The 22,003-nt window shown below is 32.5% G+C and carries 11 protein-coding genes; 6 read left to right on the forward strand and 5 right to left on the reverse strand.

Annotation, left to right across the window (positions count from 1 at the left end; translation table 11 throughout):
• Positions 1-96 precede the first annotated feature (96 nt).
• The 4 genes from ACM55G_RS07240 (at position 97) to ACM55G_RS07255 (ending at position 14,941) form a co-directional block, all read left to right on the forward strand.
• Positions 97-2,250, forward strand: a complete 2,154-nt coding sequence (locus ACM55G_RS07240; RefSeq protein ID WP_416843229.1) for a catalase — start codon at positions 97-99, stop codon at positions 2,248-2,250.
• A gap of 676 nt (positions 2,251-2,926) precedes the next feature.
• Complete coding sequence (locus tag ACM55G_RS07245) at positions 2,927-8,971, forward strand: PAS domain S-box protein (protein WP_416843230.1); 6,045 nt, start codon at positions 2,927-2,929, stop codon at positions 8,969-8,971.
• Between the two features lie 423 nt (positions 8,972-9,394).
• Positions 9,395-12,712, forward strand: coding sequence for a chemotaxis protein CheB (locus tag ACM55G_RS07250; RefSeq protein WP_416843231.1), 3,318 nt, complete (start codon positions 9,395-9,397; stop codon positions 12,710-12,712).
• Between the two features lie 84 nt (positions 12,713-12,796).
• On the forward strand, positions 12,797-14,941 hold the full coding sequence (locus ACM55G_RS07255) for a PAS domain-containing hybrid sensor histidine kinase/response regulator (RefSeq protein WP_416843232.1): 2,145 nt from the start codon (positions 12,797-12,799) through the stop codon (positions 14,939-14,941).
• A gap of 201 nt (positions 14,942-15,142) precedes the next feature.
• Here ACM55G_RS07255 and trxA read toward each other — a convergent pair whose 3' ends face one another.
• From trxA to ACM55G_RS07280, 5 genes are all read right to left on the reverse strand, one after another.
• The gene (gene trxA / locus ACM55G_RS07260) at positions 15,143-15,481 is read right to left on the reverse strand and encodes a thioredoxin (protein ID WP_416843233.1); all 339 of its coding nucleotides are present in this window, start codon (positions 15,479-15,481) and stop codon (positions 15,143-15,145) included.
• Between the two features lie 29 nt (positions 15,482-15,510).
• Positions 15,511-16,344 (reverse strand): methyltransferase, encoded by an 834-nt coding sequence (locus ACM55G_RS07265; RefSeq protein ID WP_416843234.1) that lies wholly within the window; start codon positions 16,342-16,344, stop codon positions 15,511-15,513.
• 28 nt (positions 16,345-16,372) lie between these two features.
• Positions 16,373-17,788, reverse strand: a complete 1,416-nt coding sequence (locus ACM55G_RS07270; RefSeq protein WP_416843235.1) for an MBL fold metallo-hydrolase — start codon at positions 17,786-17,788, stop codon at positions 16,373-16,375.
• A gap of 240 nt (positions 17,789-18,028) precedes the next feature.
• Positions 18,029-18,817, reverse strand: coding sequence for a sulfite exporter TauE/SafE family protein (locus tag ACM55G_RS07275; protein WP_416843236.1), 789 nt, complete (start codon positions 18,815-18,817; stop codon positions 18,029-18,031).
• Between the two features lie 73 nt (positions 18,818-18,890).
• Complete coding sequence (locus tag ACM55G_RS07280; protein ID WP_416843237.1) at positions 18,891-19,517, reverse strand: Crp/Fnr family transcriptional regulator; 627 nt, start codon at positions 19,515-19,517, stop codon at positions 18,891-18,893.
• Positions 19,518-19,812: 295 nt separating this feature from the next.
• Here ACM55G_RS07280 and ACM55G_RS07285 point away from each other — a divergent pair, with 295 nt between their 5' ends.
• Entirely contained in the window at positions 19,813-20,124 is a 312-nt protein-coding gene (locus tag ACM55G_RS07285) for a rhodanese-like domain-containing protein (protein ID WP_416843238.1), read from the forward strand.
• Between the two features lie 60 nt (positions 20,125-20,184).
• Positions 20,185-21,765, forward strand: a complete 1,581-nt coding sequence (locus tag ACM55G_RS07290) for an NADP-dependent glyceraldehyde-3-phosphate dehydrogenase (protein ID WP_416843239.1) — start codon at positions 20,185-20,187, stop codon at positions 21,763-21,765.
• Positions 21,766-22,003: the final 238 nt, after the last annotated feature.

The following is a 22,003-nucleotide window of genomic DNA, read 5'->3' on the forward strand; positions in this document are numbered from 1 at the left end:
ATTATGAATTTAAAATAGAATAATATAAAAATAATAATTTTAATAGTGTAAATTTATCAAACTTTAGAGCGTGTTAAAAATCAAAAAGCTATTAAAATGAAAAACAGCGAAAAAAACTTAGATGATTCTAAAAATCAGAAACAGGAGGATTTGAAATTAAATAAATCCGATGGTACTAATCAGTTTATGACTACGGACCAAGGTCTAAAAATCAATAATGATACTAATTCCCTAAAAGCTGGCGAACGTGGACCTTCGTTATTGGAAGATTTTATCTTAAGAGAAAAAATCACCCATTTTGACCACGAAAGAATTCCGGAAAGAATTGTACATGCCAGGGGTTCAGCTGCACATGGTTATTTTCAGGTTTATGAATCTATGGAGAAATACACTAAAGCAGGATTTCTTCAGGATCCTAATGTCAAAACTCCCGTTTTCACCCGATTTTCAACTGTAGCAGGATCAAGAGGCTCAACGGATTTAGCACGTGATATAAGAGGATTTGCTGTAAAATTTTATACAGAAGAAGGGAATTATGATTTAGTGGGAAATAATGTACCTGTATTTTTTATTCAGGATGCCATTAAATTTCCAGATTTAATCCATGCCGTAAAACCGGAACCGAATAATGAAATGCCACAGGCAGCTTCAGCCCATGATACTTTTTGGGATTTTATTTCCTTAATGCCAGAATCGATGCATGTTATTATGTGGGTGATGTCGGACAGGGCAATCCCGAGAAGTTTGCGAATGATGGAGGGTTTTGGTGTGCATACTTTTCGTTTTATAAATAAAAAAAATGAATCTCATTTTGTGAAATTTCATTGGAAGCCAAAATTAGGAACACATGCTGTAGTCTGGGATGAAGCTCAGAAAATATCAGGGAAAAATTCAGATTTCCATCGTCAGGATCTTTGGGAAGCTATCGAAAATGGAAATTATCCGGAATGGGAATTGGGCGTTCAGATTATTCCTGAAGCTGATGAGCATAAATTCGAATTTGATTTATTAGATCCTACTAAATTAATTCCCGAAGAGCTAGTTCCTGTTACCATAATTGGAAAAATGGTGCTTAACCGTAATCCTGATAACTTCTTTGCTGAAACGGAACAAGTCGCTTTTCATCCTGGACATATTGTTCCGGGAATCGATTTTACAAACGATCCTTTATTGCAAGGGCGTTTATTTTCTTATACCGACACCCAATTATCGCGTTTAGGAAGTACAAATTTCCATGAAATCCCTATTAATAGAACTATTGCCCCAATGCATAATAACCAACGTGATGGCCACATGCGTCAGGAAATTAATATTGGTCGGGTAAGCTATCACCCCAATTCTCTTGGTGGAGGTTGTCCTTTTCAATCCAAAATTGATGAAGGTGGTTTTACCAGTTTCAATGAAAGGATTGATGCCCATAAAGTAAGGGACCGCAGCGAAAGTTTCTCGGATCATTTTAGTCAGGCGACCTTGTTTTTTAATAGCCAAGCCCAGATTGAAAAAAATCATATTATAAAAGCATTGCGTTTTGAATTGGGTAAATTAGAAACCCTTGCCATCAAAACCCGCATGTTGGGTTTATTATCACAAATTGATAAAACACTAGCAGATAAAGTAGCTCAAGGATTAGGCCTAAAAGTTCCTGATACTCCGGAAAAGCCAATGAATCATGGAATTGGGGCTAATGCCGACAAACAAAAGTATGAACCAAAAAAAGTGATACAAAGCGTTAAATCTTCGGATGCGCTGAGTATGCTTAAAAATAAAACATTGTCCAACACAATTGCCACTAGACAAGTTGCTTTTTTATGCTCAGAGGGTGTTCATCAGGCATCCGTTAATGCAATGAAAACGGCATTGGAAAAAGCAGGTGCCTCTGCAAAAGTTATCGCACCTCATTTAGGAACGATAAAAACAGGTGAAGGGAATGAACTTACAGTCGATCAGAGCTTTTTAATCGCCTCTTCTGTTTTATTTGATGCAGTTTACATTCCGGGCGGAAAAAATAGTGGATTTTTGAGTTCTAATGCAGATGCAATTGAATTTATCAATGAAGCTTTCAAGCATTGCAAAGTTATTGGTATTGACGAATTTGAAATATTGAATAAAACCAATATCGATGTGAAATCAGATAAAAATGCAGAACAAGGGATTATAATAAATTCAAAAACTACTGATAAAAATTTTACAAATGCTTTTATAGATGCTATGGGACATCACCGTTTTTGGAACCGTGAGGCAGAACTATAAATTTATATTAAATTAGCTTCCATTAAAAAGGCTAATTAATTTAAAATGGAATTATTGTCATTAAAGTAGAAAGCCGAAACATTTGTTGCGGCTTTCTACTTTAATGACAATAATCTTTATTTCAATGTTCGCAGGAATATAGTTCATTAAACACTATTTGGATTTAACAGGCAGTAATAAATTGGCGCCCCAAATAAAGTAAACTAAATCCAATTGGGACTAACCTAAACGGGTAAAAGCGATCTGAATGAATAGGATCTGGCGCTACTATTTTCCTGAAAGAGTTGATATGATTTCTAAAAGCAATATTAAATTTATTTACTTTATAATTGTTTTTCTTAAAATAATGATGCAAAGATAAATTTCAAAAAATGCATAGTCAATAACTAATGTCAAACTAGATAAAGTGATTAATTTTAATTATTTTTACCCGATGGGTGCAATTATTCAAAACGTCACTGCGACTATTTTTTGAGGAGTAAGACGGAACTAAAAATGTATCAAAAAACCTTTCTTAATAATTCCCTAATTACCACTGTAATTTCTGTCAAAAAAAACACCAAATGACGAAATTATCATCAAAACCTAATTACATCCAAGGGGTAAAAAGATTTAATTTATTGAAGTGTTTTTATTAAATTTAACAAATCGAATAATATTGATTAATATTTGAATTATGAGTATGAAAGAAGGGATACCCACTTATAACGATCTCCTTAATAAATTGAGAGACCAAGAGTTAGAGATAGATCGATTACAAAAAAAAGAAGAATTATTAAGTAAATTTAAATTTTTTATTGAAGAGTCTAATGACTTAGTATGTATTGTGGGAATTGATGCTTTTTTTAAAGAAATTAATCCCGCTTTTGTTGCAATTTTGGGATATTCAAAAGAAGAATTACTTAACAATTCTTTACTCGATATTTTACACCCTGATGATCTCAAAAGATCGATAGAAGAGATTGAAAAACTTTCTCGGGGTATACCTTCAATAAATTATGAGAATAGATTCTTAAAAAAGAATGGTGAGTTTGTTACTATTCAATGGACTGCTAATAGTATTTCTTCTGGAATTATTTATGCAATAGGAAAAGATGTTTCAGAGATAAGAAATACCCAAGAAAAATTAATTAAAAGTGAAAACTTATTAAAACATGTACAAAATAATGTAAAAATGGGTACTTGGGAATTCAATTTTAGAACTAAAGAAATAATTTGGTCTAATGAATTGTACGCTATTTTTGAAATTGAAAAAAAGAACAACCAAGATTTATTCCAAGAATATTTAAATAATTTCTCTACCGAAGACAAAGCGCTATTTCAAGAAAAAATAAAGCAATTATTGATTGATAAAAAACCTTTTGAAATCGAACAATTAGCTACTTTTTTTAATAAAAAAGGAAAGTGGTTTAACCAAACTATTTTTCCTTTATTAGATGATAGTGGAAATGTATTTGGAATCAGAGGTAATATTCAAGATTTTACTTTGAAAAAGATAGTTGAGGCTGAAATTAAAACTAAAGAAAAAGCAGCAGTTGATTATAAACTAAAAGTGATTGAAGAAGAAAGCAATGCTAAGTTTAAGAATTATATTGATAATGCCCCGGATGGAATTTTTGTATTAGACGAAAAAGGGCGTTATTTGGATGTAAACCCTGCAGCTACACTATTAACAGGCTATTCTAAAGAGGAACTATTAACCATGAAATTTGGTGACCTTTCTTCTGTGGAATCTGTAGAAGAATACTTTAAGGAATTCCAAAATCTTTTGAATAATGGAATAGCAAAAAAAGAAATTAAAACGATTCATAAAAAAGGAGAAATCAGATGGTGGTCAGTGGAAGCCGTGAAACTTTCGGAAAACAGGTTTTTAGGTTTTGCAAAAGACATTACAGAAAGTAAAAAGTCAAAAAATAAAATTGTTCAAAATGAAAATCGTTTCCGAGCATTATTAGAAAATAATGAAGGCATTGTCTCTTTAATTGATGAAAATTTAAATGTCCTTTTTAGAAGTGCCTCTGCCTCTCGAATTACCGGTTGGACCCATGAAGAATTTGAAAACATTTCTGCTTTAGATTACATTCATCCCGATGATATAGTAAGTGTCAACAATTTTATGAACGATGCACTGGCTAATCCGGGATGTCCTTTTCCGATTTTGCTTAGGGTAAAACACAAAGAGGGCCACTATATTTGGATGGAAGGGATTGTCAATAATATGTTGCACGATCCTGAAATAGGAGGAATTGTAATCAATATGCGTGATGTTACTGAAAGTAAAAAAGCAGTAGAATTACTTCAAGAAGAAAGAAATAAGTTTGCTAAAATAGCGGAAACTTCACCAGGACTTATTTATTCAATGCGTCAAAATAAAGATGGTTCTTTATGCTATCCTTATGCTAGTAATGCTGTTGAGGAAATTTACGGATTTACTTTTGAAGAGCTTCAAAAGGATGTCAATATCATTTTTTCACTGATTCATCCTGACGATTTTGATTATGTCATGCAAAGTGTTATTGAAACTAAATCAAAGTTAGTTCCTCTAAAAGGTATTTATCGTTACATGCATCCAATAAAAGGATTGGTATGGCATGAAATGAACTCTTTGCCAGCGGTGGAACAAGAAGGAACAGTAATTTGTCATGGAATTATTACTGATATTACCGAAAGAATAGAAGCTGAAGAAAAACTCATTAAAGCCAACCGACTGTATTTATTTATAAGTCAGATAAACCAGATAATTGTTCGTACAACTGATGAAGAAACTCTTTTTAAAGAGGCCTGTACAATAGCTGTTGAGTTAGGGAGGTTTAAGTTGGCATGGATTGGTATGATTGATTCAGAAACTAAAAAATTAATTCCAAGAATGATTGTTGGTGAAGACAGTAGGTATCTTGCTAAAATAAAAATGATTTCAATAGAAGATGTATCGCAGGGTAAAGGTCCTAGTGGAATTGCCGTTAGGGAAGCAAGGCATGTGGTATGCAATGATATTGAGAATGATCCAATGATGATGGTTTGGAAAGAAGAAGCTTTAGATCGAGGCTATTTTTCTTCGATTGCGGTGCCAATAAAAAAATTCGGAAAAGTAATTGGTGTTTTTTCTTTTTATGCCAGTGAGAAAAACTTTTTTGATTCAGAGGAAATTGCACTGTTAGAAGAAGCAACAAGTGATGTAGCTTTTGCGTTAGAGATTTTTGAAAAAGAAGCCTTGCGCAAAAGAGCAGAAGAAGCCGTTTTTGAAAGTCAAGAGCGCTATCATACACTTACTGAAGTATCTCCAGTAGGAATTTTTCGTACTGATATAAATGGACTCACCAGCTATGTTAATCCCCGTTGGTGTCAAATTTCGGGGTTATCTGATGAGGAAGCTTTAGGAAATGGTTGGCTGACCGCTGTTCATAATGATGATAAAAAAATAGTGTTGAATGATTGGGAAAAAGCAACTTTTAATCAGGAAATTTCCTTGTCAGAATATCGTTTTGTTCGCTCAGACGGTTCAATTTCATGGGTAATTGGACAGGCTATACCTGAGAAAAATGCCAAAAATGAGATTGTGGGCTATATAGGTACAATTACGGATATTACCGAACGTAAAATTGCGGGTGATCTAATTTTAAAGGAAAAACTGCTTTCCGAAACAATAATCAATAATCTTCCGGGCATTTTTTATCTCTACGACGAATCTGGAAAGTTTCTCAAATGGAACAAAAATTTTGAAGAACTAACCGGATATAATAAAGATGAAATAGCTCAAATGAGTCCTGTTGATTTTTATGATGAAGATGAAAAAGAAAAGGTTAGAATAAGAATAAAAACCGTTTTAGAACACAAGCCAAAGGGAATTGAAAATAAATTGCAGGGAATTGAACTTAATTTTTATACAAAAACGAAAAATAAAATTCCGTATTATATTAATTCACTTACCATAGAATATGAAAGTAAAAAATGCATATTAGGTATGGGCTTAGATTTAACGGAAATTAAAAAAGCGGAGGAAAAAATTAAAACTGCTAATGAACGATTTGAGAGGATTTCAATTGCAACCAATGACGCTATTTGTGAAATAGATCTAATAACGGGGCAGAGTTGGAATAATAAAGCATTTACTGAGCTTTTTAATTTCGGTAGTAGTGGCGAAATAAATAATGTAGATAATAAAGTAATATGGCGCTCTAAACTACATCCTGATGATAGTGAAAGAGTTATTAAAAAGCTTGAAGAAACCTATGCTAGTGCTGCAAATATTTGGTCGGATGAATTTCGTTTTCAAAAAGGGGACGGTAGCTATGGATACTTTTATTATCGTGCTGTTATTATTAGAGATGAATTAGGAAAAGCAAATCGTTTTGTTGGTTCAATGACTGAAATTACGGAATTAAAAAAGGTTAAGGAACAACTTCTTAATAGTGAAGAAAAATATCGCAGCCTTATAGAACAAGCTTCAGATGCTATTTTTATTAATGATCTTTCAGGGAGCTTACTTGAGGTAAACCAAAGTGCCTGTATGATGCTTGGTTATACTAAAGAGGAACTTTGTACAAAAAAATTAACTGATTTATTTAGCGATGATGAACGGGTCTCAATACCCATTTTGATAAAAAAATTGCTTAGTGGGGAGCAAACCTTAATGGAGCTTAGTATGTTGCACCGGGATCAGTCGCTTATTTCTGTAGAAATTACAGCTAAAACGCTTGTTGATAAACGTATTGTAGCAATAGTACGAAATGTAAGTAAACGAAAACAAGCAGAAGATGAGTTTAAGAAAATGCATAAAAAATTGGAAGCTGTATTAGAAGCGATTCCAGATTTAATGTTTGAAGTTGACATAGAAGGAAGAATTTATAGCTATCATTCTCGTAAAGATGATTTGATGGCATTTCCTGCTGAGTTTTTTCTTGGTAAAGCATTTTCGGAAGTATTGCCTCCAGATGCCGCAAATTTATGTTTGTCAGCAATACGGGAAGCTGCTATAAAGGGGTTTTCAATAGGTAGTCAATATTCCTTACAATTACCAAGTGGCTTGCGCTGGTTTGAACTTTCAATAGCGCCTATGGAAGAAAGCGAAGATCATGGTATTCATTACCTCTGTCTTTCTAGGGACATCACTGATGCAAAAAAATCAGATTATGCTTTGGAGAAAAGTGAAGAAAGATCTCGTGGCTTATTAAATAATCTTGATTCGGGTATTCTTGTTCTCGCTGCTGATACTTCCATCATTTTTTGCAATCATGAAGCATCTGATTTACTGGAATTAGATTTTGATATAACAAAGGGTAAAATACTGATCGATTTAGAGCGCGTATTATTGAATGATGATGGTTCAAAAATGGGTCTAAGTGACCATCCTTTCAAACTCATCGAAAAAAGTAAGCAACCTTTAAAAAATTATCTAGTAGGTATAAAAAGAAAAGTAAATGGAGAGATCATATGGCTTTTGGTAAGTGGTTTTCCAATTATTGATGAAAAAGATGAAATAAGGGAAATCGTACTTTGTTTTGTTGATATCACTGAGCGTAAGTTGATGGAAACGGAATTAATTAAAGCCAAAGAACTAGCTGAATCAGCCAATAAAGCAAAAACTGATTTCCTTGCTAATATGAGTCATGAGATTAGAACCCCATTAAACGGAATAATCGGGTTTACTCATTTATTAATGAAGTCTGAACTGAAGAAAAACCAAGCAGAATATATGACTACCATCAATGAATCTGCAACATTACTAATGGAAATAGTTAATGATGTTTTGGATTTTTCTAAAATTGAATCTGGAAAATTAGAATTAAATATTGAAGAAATAAATCTTTTTACATTAACAAATCAGGTTATTGATTTGTTTAAATATCAAGCCAATCAGAAAAAGATTGATTTGGCCCTTAATATAAATGAAAACGTTCCGGAATATGTTTTTGCGGATTCTATTCGATTAAAACAAGTAATAGTAAATCTATTGAGTAATGCGATAAAATTTACCAATTTTGGAGAAATACGATTGGACATTAACGAAATAGCTCCATCAGATAAAAAATGGTCAACACTAATGTTTTCTGTAAAAGATACCGGAGTGGGTATAAAAACAGATAATAATGAAAAGATATTCAACTCTTTTGTACAGGAGGATAATTCTACCAATCGGAAATTTGGAGGTACAGGATTGGGTCTGGCAATTTCAAACCAGCTTTTGGAATTGATGAACAGTAAAGTACAATTAATTAGTAAATATGGAGAGGGAAGCGATTTTTTCTTTATTATTAAATTTAAAAAATCAAAACACAAGGAAAATATAGATTTCTTGCAAACTATTGGTATCAAAGACACAGCAGTTATTCCTACCGAAATTCTAAGTTATAAAAAGATTTTAATAGTTGAGGATAATAAAATTAATATGCTTTTAGCAAAAACACTAGTGAAAAGAATAGTGTCTAATTGCACAGTTTTTGAAGCTAAGGATGGAAATGAGGCTATTAAACAATATGTAAAAGAACAACCAGATATCATTTTAATGGACATTCAAATGCCAAATAAAAATGGATATGAAGCAACTGACGAAATCAGAAAATTTAAAAATTCTGAAAACATTCCAATAATTGCAATAACTGCTGGAATAATGGTTGGGGATAAAGAAAAATGTTTTCAAGCAGGAATGGATGATTATCTGCCAAAGCCAATTATTCAAACTGATTTAGAAAAAATACTGTATAAATGGTTGAATAAAAAATAATTGTATTTTTTTAAAATAAAAAAAAGTGTTTATGATTTAAACACTTTTTTTATATAAGTACATGTATGTCATATGTTTAGCTAGTTTAATTTATTTGTAAAAAATATTTATTTTCATTAAATTTAATATCAATATCCCTAAATTAATATTTAATTAAGAATAGTAAAGGATTGGATTAAATGTATATAAGTTGTTTTTCGCAGTATTAAATGGAAGTTTATTATATAAAAAAGTGAATCAATAGTAAAATAATACTTATTTTTTTTTAAGAAAATTTAATGTTTTTTACTTTTTATAAAAAAGCAATTAAGCTCCTAATAGCGTATTACTTTAGCCAAATTATTTTTGATAAAATAAAAGAGTAATTGTGAATGAAGAAATTCGGCTCAACAATTAAAAGACATAGAAAATTCTAATTTCGTGATGATAAACAATAATCAAATCAATCTGGAGGAAGACAGAGTTTCAGATTTAAAATCAGATTCAATTTTATCTGGAGCCGATACTACCGATTTTCCAGTTATTGGTATTGGAGCATCAGCTGGAGGACTTGAGGCATTAGAATTGTTCTTTAAAAACATGCCTAATCACAGCGGGATGGCATTTGTAGTTGTTCAACATCTGGACCCCACACACGTTGGAATAATGCCTGATTTATTACAAAGGATGACGCAAATGGAGGTTTTACAAGCCACTGATATGCTTAAAGTAAAATTAAACCACGTATATGTGATTCCGCCAAATAAAAGCTTATCCATTTTAAAAGGGCGATTGCATTTATTTGATCCTGTTGAACCGCGTGGTTTTCGGTTACCCGTTGATTTCTTTTTTAGATCTTTGGCGTTAGACCGAATGGAAAAAAGTATCGGAATCATTCTTTCCGGAATGGGATCCGATGGTAGCTTGGGACTAAAATCCATTAAAGAAAAAAATGGAATTGTACTTGTTCAAGAACCTACTTCAGCAAAATTTGATAGTATGCCGCGCAATGCAATCGAAGCTGTCATAGTTGATATTGTAGCTCCCCCAAATGAATTACCCACTAAACTGATCGCCTTACTCAAATTTTTCCCTAAAATAAACATGGATTCTGAAATACTTGTTCAAAATAAAAGTAGTATTGATAAAATTATAATCTTGCTTCGAGAACAGTCGGGGCATGATTTTTCGATGTATAAAAAAAATACTTTAATGCGACGTATTGAAAGGAGAAAAGCAATACATCAAATCGACAAAATACAAACGTATGTGCGTTTTTTACAAGAAAATCCAAAAGAGGTTGAATTGCTTTTCAAAGAATTATTAATTGGTGTAACCAGTTTTTTTAGAGACACTGCCGTTTGGGAAAAACTTAAAGAAGAAATTATTCCCAATATATTGAACGATATGCCAGACGGATGTACTTTTAGAGCTTGGATTTCAGCTTGTTCAACAGGAGAAGAAGCGTATTCCTTGGCTATAGTTTTTGAAGAAGTTATGGCAAAAATTAAAAAAAATAAAAACATTAAATTCCAAATTTTTGCCACTGATTTAGATTTAGTAGCGATAGAGAAAGCCAGAAAAGGAGTTTTTTTATCTAATATTATAAAAGATGTCTCTCCGGAGCGAATCAGTAAATATTTTTATGCTGAAAAATCAGGTTACCGTGTGAATGCTTCCATTCGCGAAATGATAGTTTTTGCTCCTCATAATGTTATAAAAGACCCTCCCTTTACAAAGCTGGATCTATTGACTTGCCGAAATATGTTGATCTATATGGAGCCACAATTACAAAATAAATTAATAAGACTATTTAATTATAGTCTTAATCAAGGCGGGATAATGGTATTGGGAACGGCAGAAACTGTAGGAAACAGCATCAAAGGATTTGAAGTAATTGATTCCAAATTAAAAATTTTTAAACGTACTTCAAAATCAGTTACTCCTGAAATTACTCATTTTCCAAGTTCTTTTTCCCAAATTAAAAGATTAACCACCGATATTATGAAAGAAACTAAGGTTGTAGAAAACATACAAATCCTTGCAGATCAAATTTTACTTCAACGTTTTTCACCTGCAAGCATATTAGTTAATAATAAAGGAGATATTATTTATATTACTGGAAGAACTGGAAAATATCTAGAACCAGTTGCCGGTAAAGCAAACTGGAATATACATGCAATGGCTCGGGAAGGTTTGCGAAATGAATTGCCTGTTGCTTTCCGTAGAGCATTGCAAAGCTTTGATCCGGTAAAAGTTGAAAATGTAAAAATAGTTGAAAACGGGAGTAAATATTTTGTAAATTTAACACTCCAACAAATAGAAAATCCAGATGCTTTAAAAGGGATGATTATATTAGTATTCAATGATTTATCTGGAGATGTAGAATCGGATGGAAATTTATTAAAACAAAAAAAACTAAATGTTTCCAGAAAACAAAAGGAACTAGAAGTAGAACTTATTCGTTGTAATGAAGATTTGAACAATACTCGTGAAGAGATGCAAACCTCACAAGAGGAACTAAAATCGACTAATGAAGAGCTGCAATCTACTAATGAGGAACTGCAGTCCACTAACGAAGAACTTACTACTTCCAAGGAAGAGATGCAAAGTCTAAATGAAGAATTGCAAACGGTTAATGCAGAACTTCAAAGTAAGTTAGTTGATTTTGAACAGGCAAACAACGATATGAAAAACCTGCTCAATAGTACTGAAATAGCTACTCTTTTTTTGGATAAGGGATTAAATATTCGCAGATTTACAGATCCTGTAACTAAAATATTTAAATTAAGGGCCGCTGATATAGGAAGGCCTTTTACCGATTTAGTCTGTGATTTGAAATATCCGGAAATGGAAAGTAATGCTCTTGAAGTTATCAAAACACTAACACCTATTCAAAGGGAAGTTGAAACAAATGAAGGGAGATATTACTATGTTAGAATAATGCCTTATCGCACTTTGGACGATCGTATTGATGGAATTGTGATTACTTTTACTGATATTACAACTGTTAAACAGGCGGAAGAGTCGCTCAAAATGGAGAATCGTTACCGTCGTCTCTTTGAATCAGCAAAGGATGGAATTCTGATTCTAAATTCCGAATCAGGGATGATAATGGATGTAAATCCCTATTTGGTTGAAATGTTAGGTTACTCACATGATCAATTTATCGAAAAATCTATTTGGGAAATTGGTTCTTTGAAAGATATAGTTGCTAATAAAGATAAATTTTTAGAACTACAAAAAAAGGAATTTGTTCGATATGAAAATTTACCACTTGAGACGGCAAATGGAAGAAAAATCAATGTAGAGTTTGTAAGTAATGTATATTTAGTAAATGATAAAAAGGTGATACAATGTATTATTCGTGATATTTCTGATCGTGTAGAGGCACAAGATGCATTAATGTTTTCAGAAACACGGTACAATCATCTTTTTGAATCAGTTAAGGATGGAATTTTATTTCTGGATCCTAAAACAGGAATAATAACAGCCTTAAACCCATTTTTGATTGATTTATTAGGTATTACTAAAGAAAGTTTTATTGGAAAAGAAATTTGGAAAATTACTTTTTTTAAAAATATTATTCCCAGTATGGAAAAGTTTAAAGAATTGAGTCAAAAAGAATTTGTACTTTTTCAGAATATAACTATTGAAACAGCTGATGAGAAAAAATTAAACATTGAGTTTATCAGCACGATGTATTTTATAGAAAGTCATAAGGTGATTCAATGTTTTATTAATGAAATACCGAATCGCTAACTAAAAAGCAAATTCAAATAAGAGCGCGCATATATAATTCCCCAATCATATTTTAAAAAGCAATATTTAACTCAGGCGGAAATTATGAAAAAAACTAAAAATACATCCGAAGACATTGTCATTCTTCGGGAAAAAGCGGAAGAATTACATAGAAACAAACAATTAAAGTTAGACTCTAATCTTTCTGAAGCTGATACGTTGAAACTTATTCATGAATTTGAAGTTCATCAAATAGAACTTCAAATGCAAAATGAAGAACTTCTTGTTGCAAAAGAACAGTCAGAAATTGCTGCTGAAAAGTACACGAATTTATATGATTTTGCTCCGTCTGGCTATTTAACACTAACAAAAACTGGAAAAGTTACAGCACTTAATTTGACGGGATCCCAAATGTTAGGTAAAGAAAGATCTCGATTAATTGAAAGTCAGTTCGGATTTTTTGTTACCAATGATACAAAGCCAATTTTCAATCTTTTTTTAGAGAAGGTATTTACTAATACTTTAAAAGAATGTTGTGAGGTTAAGTTAGTAGCAGACAATAATACGATAACTAATGTTTATCTCACGGGCATAATTACTCAGGATAGGGAACAGGCACTCATTTCAGTTGTGGACATCACACAATTAAAATTAGCTGAAACAGCACTTAGCGAAAGTGAGGAAAGATACCGCGGATTATTAAATAATATTGATGTTGGTATTATTGTTCATGCTTCAGACACCTCTATTATTTTATCTAATCCTAAAGCGTCAGAATTGATTGGTTTAAGTAGCAATCAAATGAAGGGAAAAATAGCAATTAATCCAGTATGGAGATTTGTAAATGAAAATTATGAAGCTTTGTCAATTGAAAAATATCCTGTAAACCAAATTATTAACCATAAAAAACCAATCAAAAATTTTATCATGGGAATTAAAAAACCAGATAATACTAGAACGATATGGCTTTTATTAAATGGATTTCCGGTTTTTGATCATGATGGGGAAATAATAGAAGTAATTACCAGTTTTATTGAGATTACGGAACTAAAAATGTTGGAAATAGAATTAACAAAAGCAAAAAATCAAGCCGAAGCTGCGAATAAAGCGAAGTCAAGTTTCCTTACTAATATGAGTCATGAAATAAGAACTCCATTAAACGGAATAATTGGTTTTACGGAATTGTTAATGAAATCAAATCTTGATAAAAATCAGTTGGAATATATGAATACCGTAAATGAATCGGCAACAATTTTAGCTGAAATTGTAAATAATATTTTAGATTTTTCAAAAATAGAATCAGGAAAATTAGAACTAAATATTGAAGAATTAAATGTTTTTGAACTTGCACGCCAAGTAATTGATCTTTTCAAATATCAAGCATCTTTGAAAAATATAGATATAGTTTTAAACATTGATGAAAACGTACCTAATTATGTTTTTGGGGATTCCATACGATTGAAACAGATTCTAGTAAATTTAATTGGGAATGCATTAAAATTTACAAAATTAGGTCAAATTCTATTAGATATTAATACTAAATCTAACTCAGGAGATAGTAAGGCTAACTTACAGTTTTCAGTAAAAGATACAGGGATAGGTATAAAAATACAAAATCAAGAAAAAATATTCCAGTCTTTTGTTCAAGAGGATAGTTCTATAACACGTCTGTTTGGGGGAACTGGGTTGGGGTTAGCAATTTCAAATCAACTTTTAAGTTTGATGAACAGTAAATTAGAGTTAATTAGTAATTATGGACACGGGAGCAATTTTTTCTTTACCATTGAACTTAAAAAATCGAAACATTTAATACAGCCAAGTCAATGTGAAAATAATCTAAAAGAGGAAAATAAAATTATACTTACTGAAATTTTAAATCCCGTCAAAATATTAATTGTTGAAGACAATAAGATTAATATGCTTTTGATAAAAACACTTCTTAAAGCTATAATTCCTAATTGTATAATAGTAGAAACTTCGGATGGAATTGGCGCAATAAAACTGTGTAAAAAAGAGCAACTGGACCTCATTTTAATGGATATACAAATGCCAAAAAAAAATGGATATGAAACGACCTCTGAAATTAGAAAATTACAAAATGCTAAAAACATTCCTATTATTGCTTTAACTGCCGGAATAATGTTAGGAGAGAAAGAAAAATGTGTTGAATCAGGTATGAATGATTACATTGCTAAACCTATTGTTAAATCAAATCTGGAACTAATTCTGCATAAATGGTTGGATAAATAAATTTAATTATTATCAAAATAAAAAAGAGAAGATAGTAAATTATTCATGTTAATCAAGGGATAAAATATTAAGTAATAAAGGCAAAATTAATTTTACAAAATATATGTACCACATAGCCCTTTTGTTATTTCTACCCTTGCTGTCTCTTTGAATATAGCTCCGACAAGCTATTCAATCCTGTCAAAAGGATCGCTTATCATGTTAAGCATTACTTTTTTCTATAATAGTTTTAATTATTTCTTCTTTGTTCAAGACCCCTGATTGTCTCCAGAGTTGTTTGCCGCTTTGAAATAAAATCATTGTTGGAACGCCTCGTACTTGGTATTGAGAGGCTATTTGTTGGTTTTTGTCTACATCAATTTTGATAATCGAAACACGGTCTCCTAAACTGTCTTTTACTTCTCTTAAAATGGGACTAAGCATTTTGCATGGTCCGCACCATGTTGCAAAAAAGTCTATTAAAACTGGTTTTTCGGATTGGATAATACTGTTGAAATTACTCATCTTTACTGTATTTATTGTTTGAAATAAATCTTTCATTTTTTTCGAAAAAAAGCGAACTTCTATGACTAATTTATTTTTTTAATTTGATACTTTTGATCATAAGAAATTGCATTTTGTAATGCTGCGATTGCAATTTCATTTTTACTGACAATTAGTACTTCAGCAAAATCACTGCTCACATTTACATTTAGTATTCCATCTATAGCGGCAAACTTTTTGGTAACCGCTTCCATACAACCGCTGCAAGTAATTCCTTCAAATTGATAGATAGTAACGTTGACTTTGTTGTTCTTTTTTAACTCAAAAAATAATTCCGAATACGCTCTTGGTGCAATCGAATTCAGACTTACATTCATTTTAAAAAAATCAAAAGCTGCTGCGAAAAGTGCCTCATATTCTTCTATGCTTCCGCCAAAAGGAGGGCTTACTTCAAATGTTCTATTAAATAATAATCCTGCCAATTTTCCTTCATCAGCCAAAAGTTGATGCATTTTCCAAACGTATTTTTGACGCATGGCAGGAGGTAAAGCGCAGAAAAAAGTCTGTTCAATAATCAAATCGTATTTTCCTTGATGTTCAAAAAAATCACCTAATATAATTTGAATATTTAGATTATTTTTGAACTTCTCTTTTAGAACAGAAACCGGTGTAGGCGCAATATCAATAACGGTAATGTTCGTAAAATCGTGTTCCAAAAGATATTCAGCTTCATAGCTATTCCCGCAACCAGGAATCAAAATAGCGGTGTTTTTATTTTCTATTGTATCTATATAGGTTTGTAAGGGAGGGGATATTTTACCTAAATCCCAACCGGTGGCGTTGGTTTTGTACTGGGCTTCCCAGTACGCTGCGTCAAGTGGTTTTTCACATGAAGTTACACAACACTTTACATCTTCCATAATTTGATTTTTTTGAATGTCACTGTTTTTATTTCAAAACTTTGCTTTGGCAAACGAAATCTGTTTTTGGCAAATTTGTTTTTCCAATAGCATTGAAACCACCTTCAATTTCAGTAAAATTTCTAAAACCGCGTGCTTCTAATATAGAAGCAGCAATCATGCTGCGATAGCCGCCGGCACAATGCAAATAAAAATGTTCTTTTGGATTAATATCTTTGATCCAATCATTAATAGTTGCTAATGGTTTGCTAAAGGCTTCCTCAACATGTTCAGTACAAAATTCACTTTCTTTACGGATATCAATTACTTTACTTTCACCAATTTTTACTTTTTTGGCAAATTCTTCAGCTGAAATTCTATTTACGGTGTCAATTTCTTTTTCAGCTTTTGTCCAAGCATCAAATCCCCCATCCAGATGACCGATTAAGTTATCAAAACCCACACGACTCAAGCGTGTGACGGTTTCTTCTTCTTGTCCTTCTTCGGAAACGATTAGAATTGGTTGTTTCACATCGGCAATTAAAGCACCCACCCAAGGAGCAAAATCCCCATCAATTCCAATATTTATTGATTGAGGAATAAATCCTTTGGCAAAATCAGTGTTTTTTCGGGTGTCTAAAATTAAGGCTCCGGTTTCTTCGGCAGCGGCTTCAAATTCGGTTACTGATAAAGCGCGCATTCCCAAGTGTAATACATTCTCGAAACTTTCATAACCTTTTTTGTTCAGGGCTACATTCATCCCAAAATAGGCTGGAGGTGGCAACAAGCCTTCGGTTACTTCCTGTACAAATTCGGCTTCAGTCATATCGGCTCTCAAAGCATAATTAGTTGCTTTTTGGTTGCCTATAGTCGATACCGTTTCTTTACTCATATTTTTACCGCAGGCACTTCCTGCACCGTGAGCCGGATATACCAGAACATCGTCTGCCAAAGTCATAACTTTCTCTCTTAAAGAATAATATAATATTGCGGCTAATTGTTCCTGAGTCATGTGTGCCGCTTTTTGGGCTAAATCAGGTCTTCCCACATCACCAATAAATAAGGTGTCTCCAGAGAAAATAGCATACTCTTTACCATTTTCATCAATCAATAAAAAGGAGGTACTTTCCATGGTATGTCCAGGTGTGTGTAATGCTCTTATTTTGATGTTTCCAATGGTGAATTCTTGCCCATCTGTAGCAGAAACACATTCGAATTCACATGTTGCATTTGGCCCATAAACAATTGGGGCGCTGGTTTCTCTACTCAAATCAACATGTCCAGAGACAAAATCAGCATGAAAATGGGTTTCAAAAATATATTTAAGTTTTACCTGATCGCGTTCCAGTCTCTCTAAATAAGGTTGAATTTCACGAAGAGGGTCAATTATAGCTGCTTCCCCATTTGAAGTAATGTAGTAAGCGCCTTGTGCTAAACAGCCCGTATATATTTGTTCAATTTGCATGATTACAATTTTTTATTTTACTATACAAAGATACTTCTGTATTTAAGAAAAATTGGTGACTAAAGTTACACAAGTTTTTTTAATTTGAGATAAAAAGTCTCTACTAATACGGTGAATCCTTCATTAACTATTTACACAAGTTTTTAATGGTAAAAATGGACGAAATCGGGTATAGTTAACAGAGCATTATATTCAAATTAAAAACAAAAATGTATTCCAACTCGGGATACTTGTTTGTTTTTAATGAAAGAAAATCTCTTTAATAATGATATAAATCCCCATGATTAATACAAACCAGCCAAAGATTGGTTTTAGTTTAGCGCCGTCAATTTTTTTAGAAAGTTTGATTCCTATGATCATTCCTAAAAAGGCTATGACTGTAATCCCCAGTAAAAAAGGATAATTTATAGGTGTGCCAATATATAAATCGCCTCCAAAACCAATTGCAGAGTTGATGGAAATAATGAGTAAAGAGGTCCCGACGGCTTGTTTCATTGGCAAATTAGCAAAAAATAATAAAGCTGGTATGATTAAAAATCCGCCACCAGCACCTAGAAAACCGGTTACAATTCCAACTATAAATCCAATGATTCCTAGTTGTGTATAGTTTGTTTGTGGAGTGACTGTTACCAGTTTTGTTTTGCGTATCATGGATATAGCGGCGGCCATCATCAATACTGCAAAAACAATCATAATCAGAAAACTTTTTGATACTTGGTAGGAAGCAATGGAGAATAGTGTTGCCGCTATTTTTGGAAAGATAACTTCCCGGATTATTAGTATTGAAAAAACCGACGGAATGGCGAAGTATAGTGCAGATTTAATTTTAAGATTCCCCATTTTATAATGGCTAATACATCCAAATAAAGCGGTAATTCCCACGATGAATAACGAATAACTGGTGGCTAATTCAGGATTTATCTTAAATAAGTAAACCAAAATAGGTATAGTTAGTATAGATCCACCGCCGCCTATTAAACCCAATGAAAGCCCTATAATAATTGATGCGAAATAACCTAAATATTCCATCTGAAAATTTTTATTGCAAAGGTTGTCTGAAAATTTTAGACAAACAGTAACATTTATCACATTGAAACCTGTTTTATTTTAAAAGTTCAATGTTATTTCGCTGTAAATTGACCAATCCTCGTTGTTCCATTTTTTTTAGTAAACGAGAAATGACTTCTCTTGATGTATTTAATTCGGACGCAATTTCCTGATGCGATAGTTTCAAATGGTTGCAACCACAAGCATCGGCATGGCGTTTTAGATAAAATTCTAAGCGCTCATCCATTGCTCTAAAAGCGATACTGTCAACAACTTCCAGCACTTCTTCAAATCGGCTTCGATAAGTTTCAATAACAAATTCGTACCAGCTGCGGTGTTGCATCATCCATTGATCCATCAGAGGTAAAGGAATCATCATCAACTCCACATCCTCAGCAACTTTGGCCATGATTTGGCTTTTCTCATTCTTGGTAGCGCAAATCATAGAAATGGCGCATGCTTGCCCGGGTTGTAAATAATACATGAAAAATTCACCTCCATTTTCATCTTCGCGGTAAATCTTAATTTTACCGCTGATGACCAAAACAGTGTTTTTTATATATTGTCCCGTTCGCATGATGACATCGCCAGTTTTGAAGGATTGGAACATAGCATTAGCATCAACATCTTTGACTAATTCAGCAGAAAAAGAGGGAAATAGTTTGTTTATAGGATCAATCATTTTGGTATTTTTTTAAATTTTCCAACAATTATATTGGTAAAAGTAATCTAAAAACTCAAAAGATTATTGCAGTTATACTATTGAAAAAAAAGATTGATTCCTGAATTATTGTGTGTTGTGCTCTATGGATTTCCGATGGATTTAAACTTTTATTTTTCGTAAAAACAAATCTTTAATTCATAGTTTATTGACGATTAGTGTTTTATGAAAATATTTTCTTTAAAATAGTATCTAATTAACAAAAGAGAGGTTTATTGTTTGGTAAAATCTTTGTATTTTTACAAAAAACGATATTATGAATTTAACACAAGAAGATTGGATTTCTCAATTCGAAGCTGATGAAAATGCAGTAATACTTGATGTGAGAACCGAAGACGAAACGAATGATGGAATTATAGCTAATGCCATACTTATTGACATTCACAAGGGACAGGGTTTTATAGACGAAATAGAGGCTTTAGACAAAAGTAAAAATTATTACGTGTATTGCCGTTCCGGGATGAGAAGTGCAAAAGCTTGCGAAATCATGAACGAACGGGGTTTTAAAAATACCTATAACTTATTAGGAGGAATTATAGAATGGGATGGCGAAGTCGTTGCACCATAAAATTATACAGGCAAGCGCTTCTTTTTATTAAATTTTAATTAAAATATAACCAACCTAATAATGAGTTTTATACCAGAAGAATTTCAAATTAATACGTTACTAAATCAGGATACTTATTTAATTAATGGTGAACTAAAAAAGTGGATGGGTCAAACCACTCCAGTTTTTTCTACAATTTCATCCACTGAAAAATACGAACCTACTATCTTGGGTTCTATTCCATTTATGGGAGAAGCAGAGGCTATGGAAGCTGTTCAAGCGGCATCTGAGGCTTACAATAACGGACAAGGTTTATGGCCTACAATGAAGGTTGTGGATCGTATCAAATGCATGGAAAATTTTGTTGCCCAAATGAAAACGACTCGAACAGAAGTTGTAAAACTTTTGATGTGGGAAATTGGAAAATCATTAGGTGATTCTGAAAAAGAATTTGACAGAACTGTAGAGTACATCTATGACACTATCGAAAGTTATAAAGAATTAAACGCCCGTAGTGCTCATTTTTCTAAAGTGCAAGGGATAAATGCCATGGTTCGTAGAGGACCGCTAGGGGTTGTATTGTGTCTAGGACCATACAATTATCCATTGAATGAAACTTTTTCGTTGCTTATTCCTGCCTTAATTATGGGGAATCCTGTAATTTTTAAGCCGGCTAAACATGGCGTTTTATTACTTTCTCCTTTGTTGGAAGCTTTCAGAAGCAGTTTTCCAAAAGGAGCTATCAATATTGTGTATGGTAGAGGTCGTGAAGTGGCTTCGCCGATCATGAAATCTGGAAAAGTTGATATTTTAGCTTTGATAGGAAACAGTAAATCAGCGATTGCTTTACAAGACCAACATCCAAACAAAAACAGATTGCGTTTGGTATTAGGTTTAGAAGCAAAAAATCCGGCGATAATTCTTCCGGATGCCGATTTAGATTTGGCTATCCAAGAATGTATAGCGGGATCTTTGTCTTTCAACGGACAACGTTGTACTGCTTTGAAGGTATTATATGTGCATGAATCAATAGCGGACGAATTCAACAGACGATTTGCAGCCAAAGTGGATGCATTAACTTTTGGAAATCCTTGGGATAAATCAGTATTTCTGACTCCTTTACCAGAAAAAGAAAAACCGGCTTATATCCAGGAATTAATAGATGATGCTACCACTAAAGGAGCAAAAGTTATTAATGCAAAAGGAGGAGAGCATTCTGATAATTATATCTTCCCGGCAGTTTTGTTTCCTATAAACAAGGAAATGCGAGTGTATCATGAAGAGCAGTTTGGACCGGTTGTGCCTATTATTTCTTTCAAAGACATTCAAGAACCATTGAATGATATGGCAGAGTCTAATTACGGACAACAAGTAAGTTTGTTTGGAAAAGACATCAAAACCATTGCGCCGCTTATCGATGCTTTAGTTAATCTTGTCTGTAGAGTAAACTTGAATAGTTCTTGCCAAAGAGGACCGGATGTTTTTCCATTTACAGGAAGAAAAGATTCAGCAGTTGGTACGTTGAGTATTCACGATGCATTGCGTTCGTTCTCTATCAGAACTTTTGTTGCGTCTAAAGACAATGAGTATAACAATGCTATTTTGCAAGAGTTATTAAACAGTAAAGAATCAAATTTCATTAATACCGATTATATTTTGTAATCTTTTTTAATTAAAAAATTTAAGTCGTTTCGTTTTTTTCGAGACGGCTTTTTTTATACGGTTTGGGTATTGAATTCGGGTTTTATTTTCATGAAATTAATTGTTTTATTATTTTTTAATAATAAATAAAAATAACACAGCTTTACGGGAAACCGTAACATAAAGGAAAAATATTACTTTATATTTGTTAAAATTTTATTTTTACCGTATGGTAATGATAGTAATCGTTGATTAATTT

The sequence above is a fragment of the Flavobacterium algoriphilum genome, assembly GCF_048158655.1.
GTDB lineage: Bacteria > Bacteroidota > Bacteroidia > Flavobacteriales > Flavobacteriaceae > Flavobacterium > Flavobacterium algoriphilum.

Coding starts and splice junctions, on each gene's coding strand:
- ACM55G_RS07240 (WP_416843229.1), top strand. CDS start 97: ATGAAAAACAGCGAAAAAAACTTAGATGATTCTAAAAATCAGAAACAG.
- ACM55G_RS07245 (WP_416843230.1), top strand. CDS start 2,927: ATGAGTATGAAAGAAGGGATACCCACTTATAACGATCTCCTTAATAAA.
- ACM55G_RS07250 (WP_416843231.1), top strand. CDS start 9,395: ATGATAAACAATAATCAAATCAATCTGGAGGAAGACAGAGTTTCAGAT.
- ACM55G_RS07255 (WP_416843232.1), top strand. CDS start 12,797: ATGAAAAAAACTAAAAATACATCCGAAGACATTGTCATTCTTCGGGAA.
- trxA (WP_416843233.1), bottom strand. CDS start 15,481: ATGAAAGATTTATTTCAAACAATAAATACAGTAAAGATGAGTAATTTC.
- ACM55G_RS07265 (WP_416843234.1), bottom strand. CDS start 16,344: ATGGAAGATGTAAAGTGTTGTGTAACTTCATGTGAAAAACCACTTGAC.
- ACM55G_RS07270 (WP_416843235.1), bottom strand. CDS start 17,788: ATGCAAATTGAACAAATATATACGGGCTGTTTAGCACAAGGCGCTTAC.
- ACM55G_RS07275 (WP_416843236.1), bottom strand. CDS start 18,817: ATGGAATATTTAGGTTATTTCGCATCAATTATTATAGGGCTTTCATTG.
- ACM55G_RS07280 (WP_416843237.1), bottom strand. CDS start 19,517: ATGATTGATCCTATAAACAAACTATTTCCCTCTTTTTCTGCTGAATTA.
- ACM55G_RS07285 (WP_416843238.1), top strand. CDS start 19,813: ATGAATTTAACACAAGAAGATTGGATTTCTCAATTCGAAGCTGATGAA.
- ACM55G_RS07290 (WP_416843239.1), top strand. CDS start 20,185: ATGAGTTTTATACCAGAAGAATTTCAAATTAATACGTTACTAAATCAG.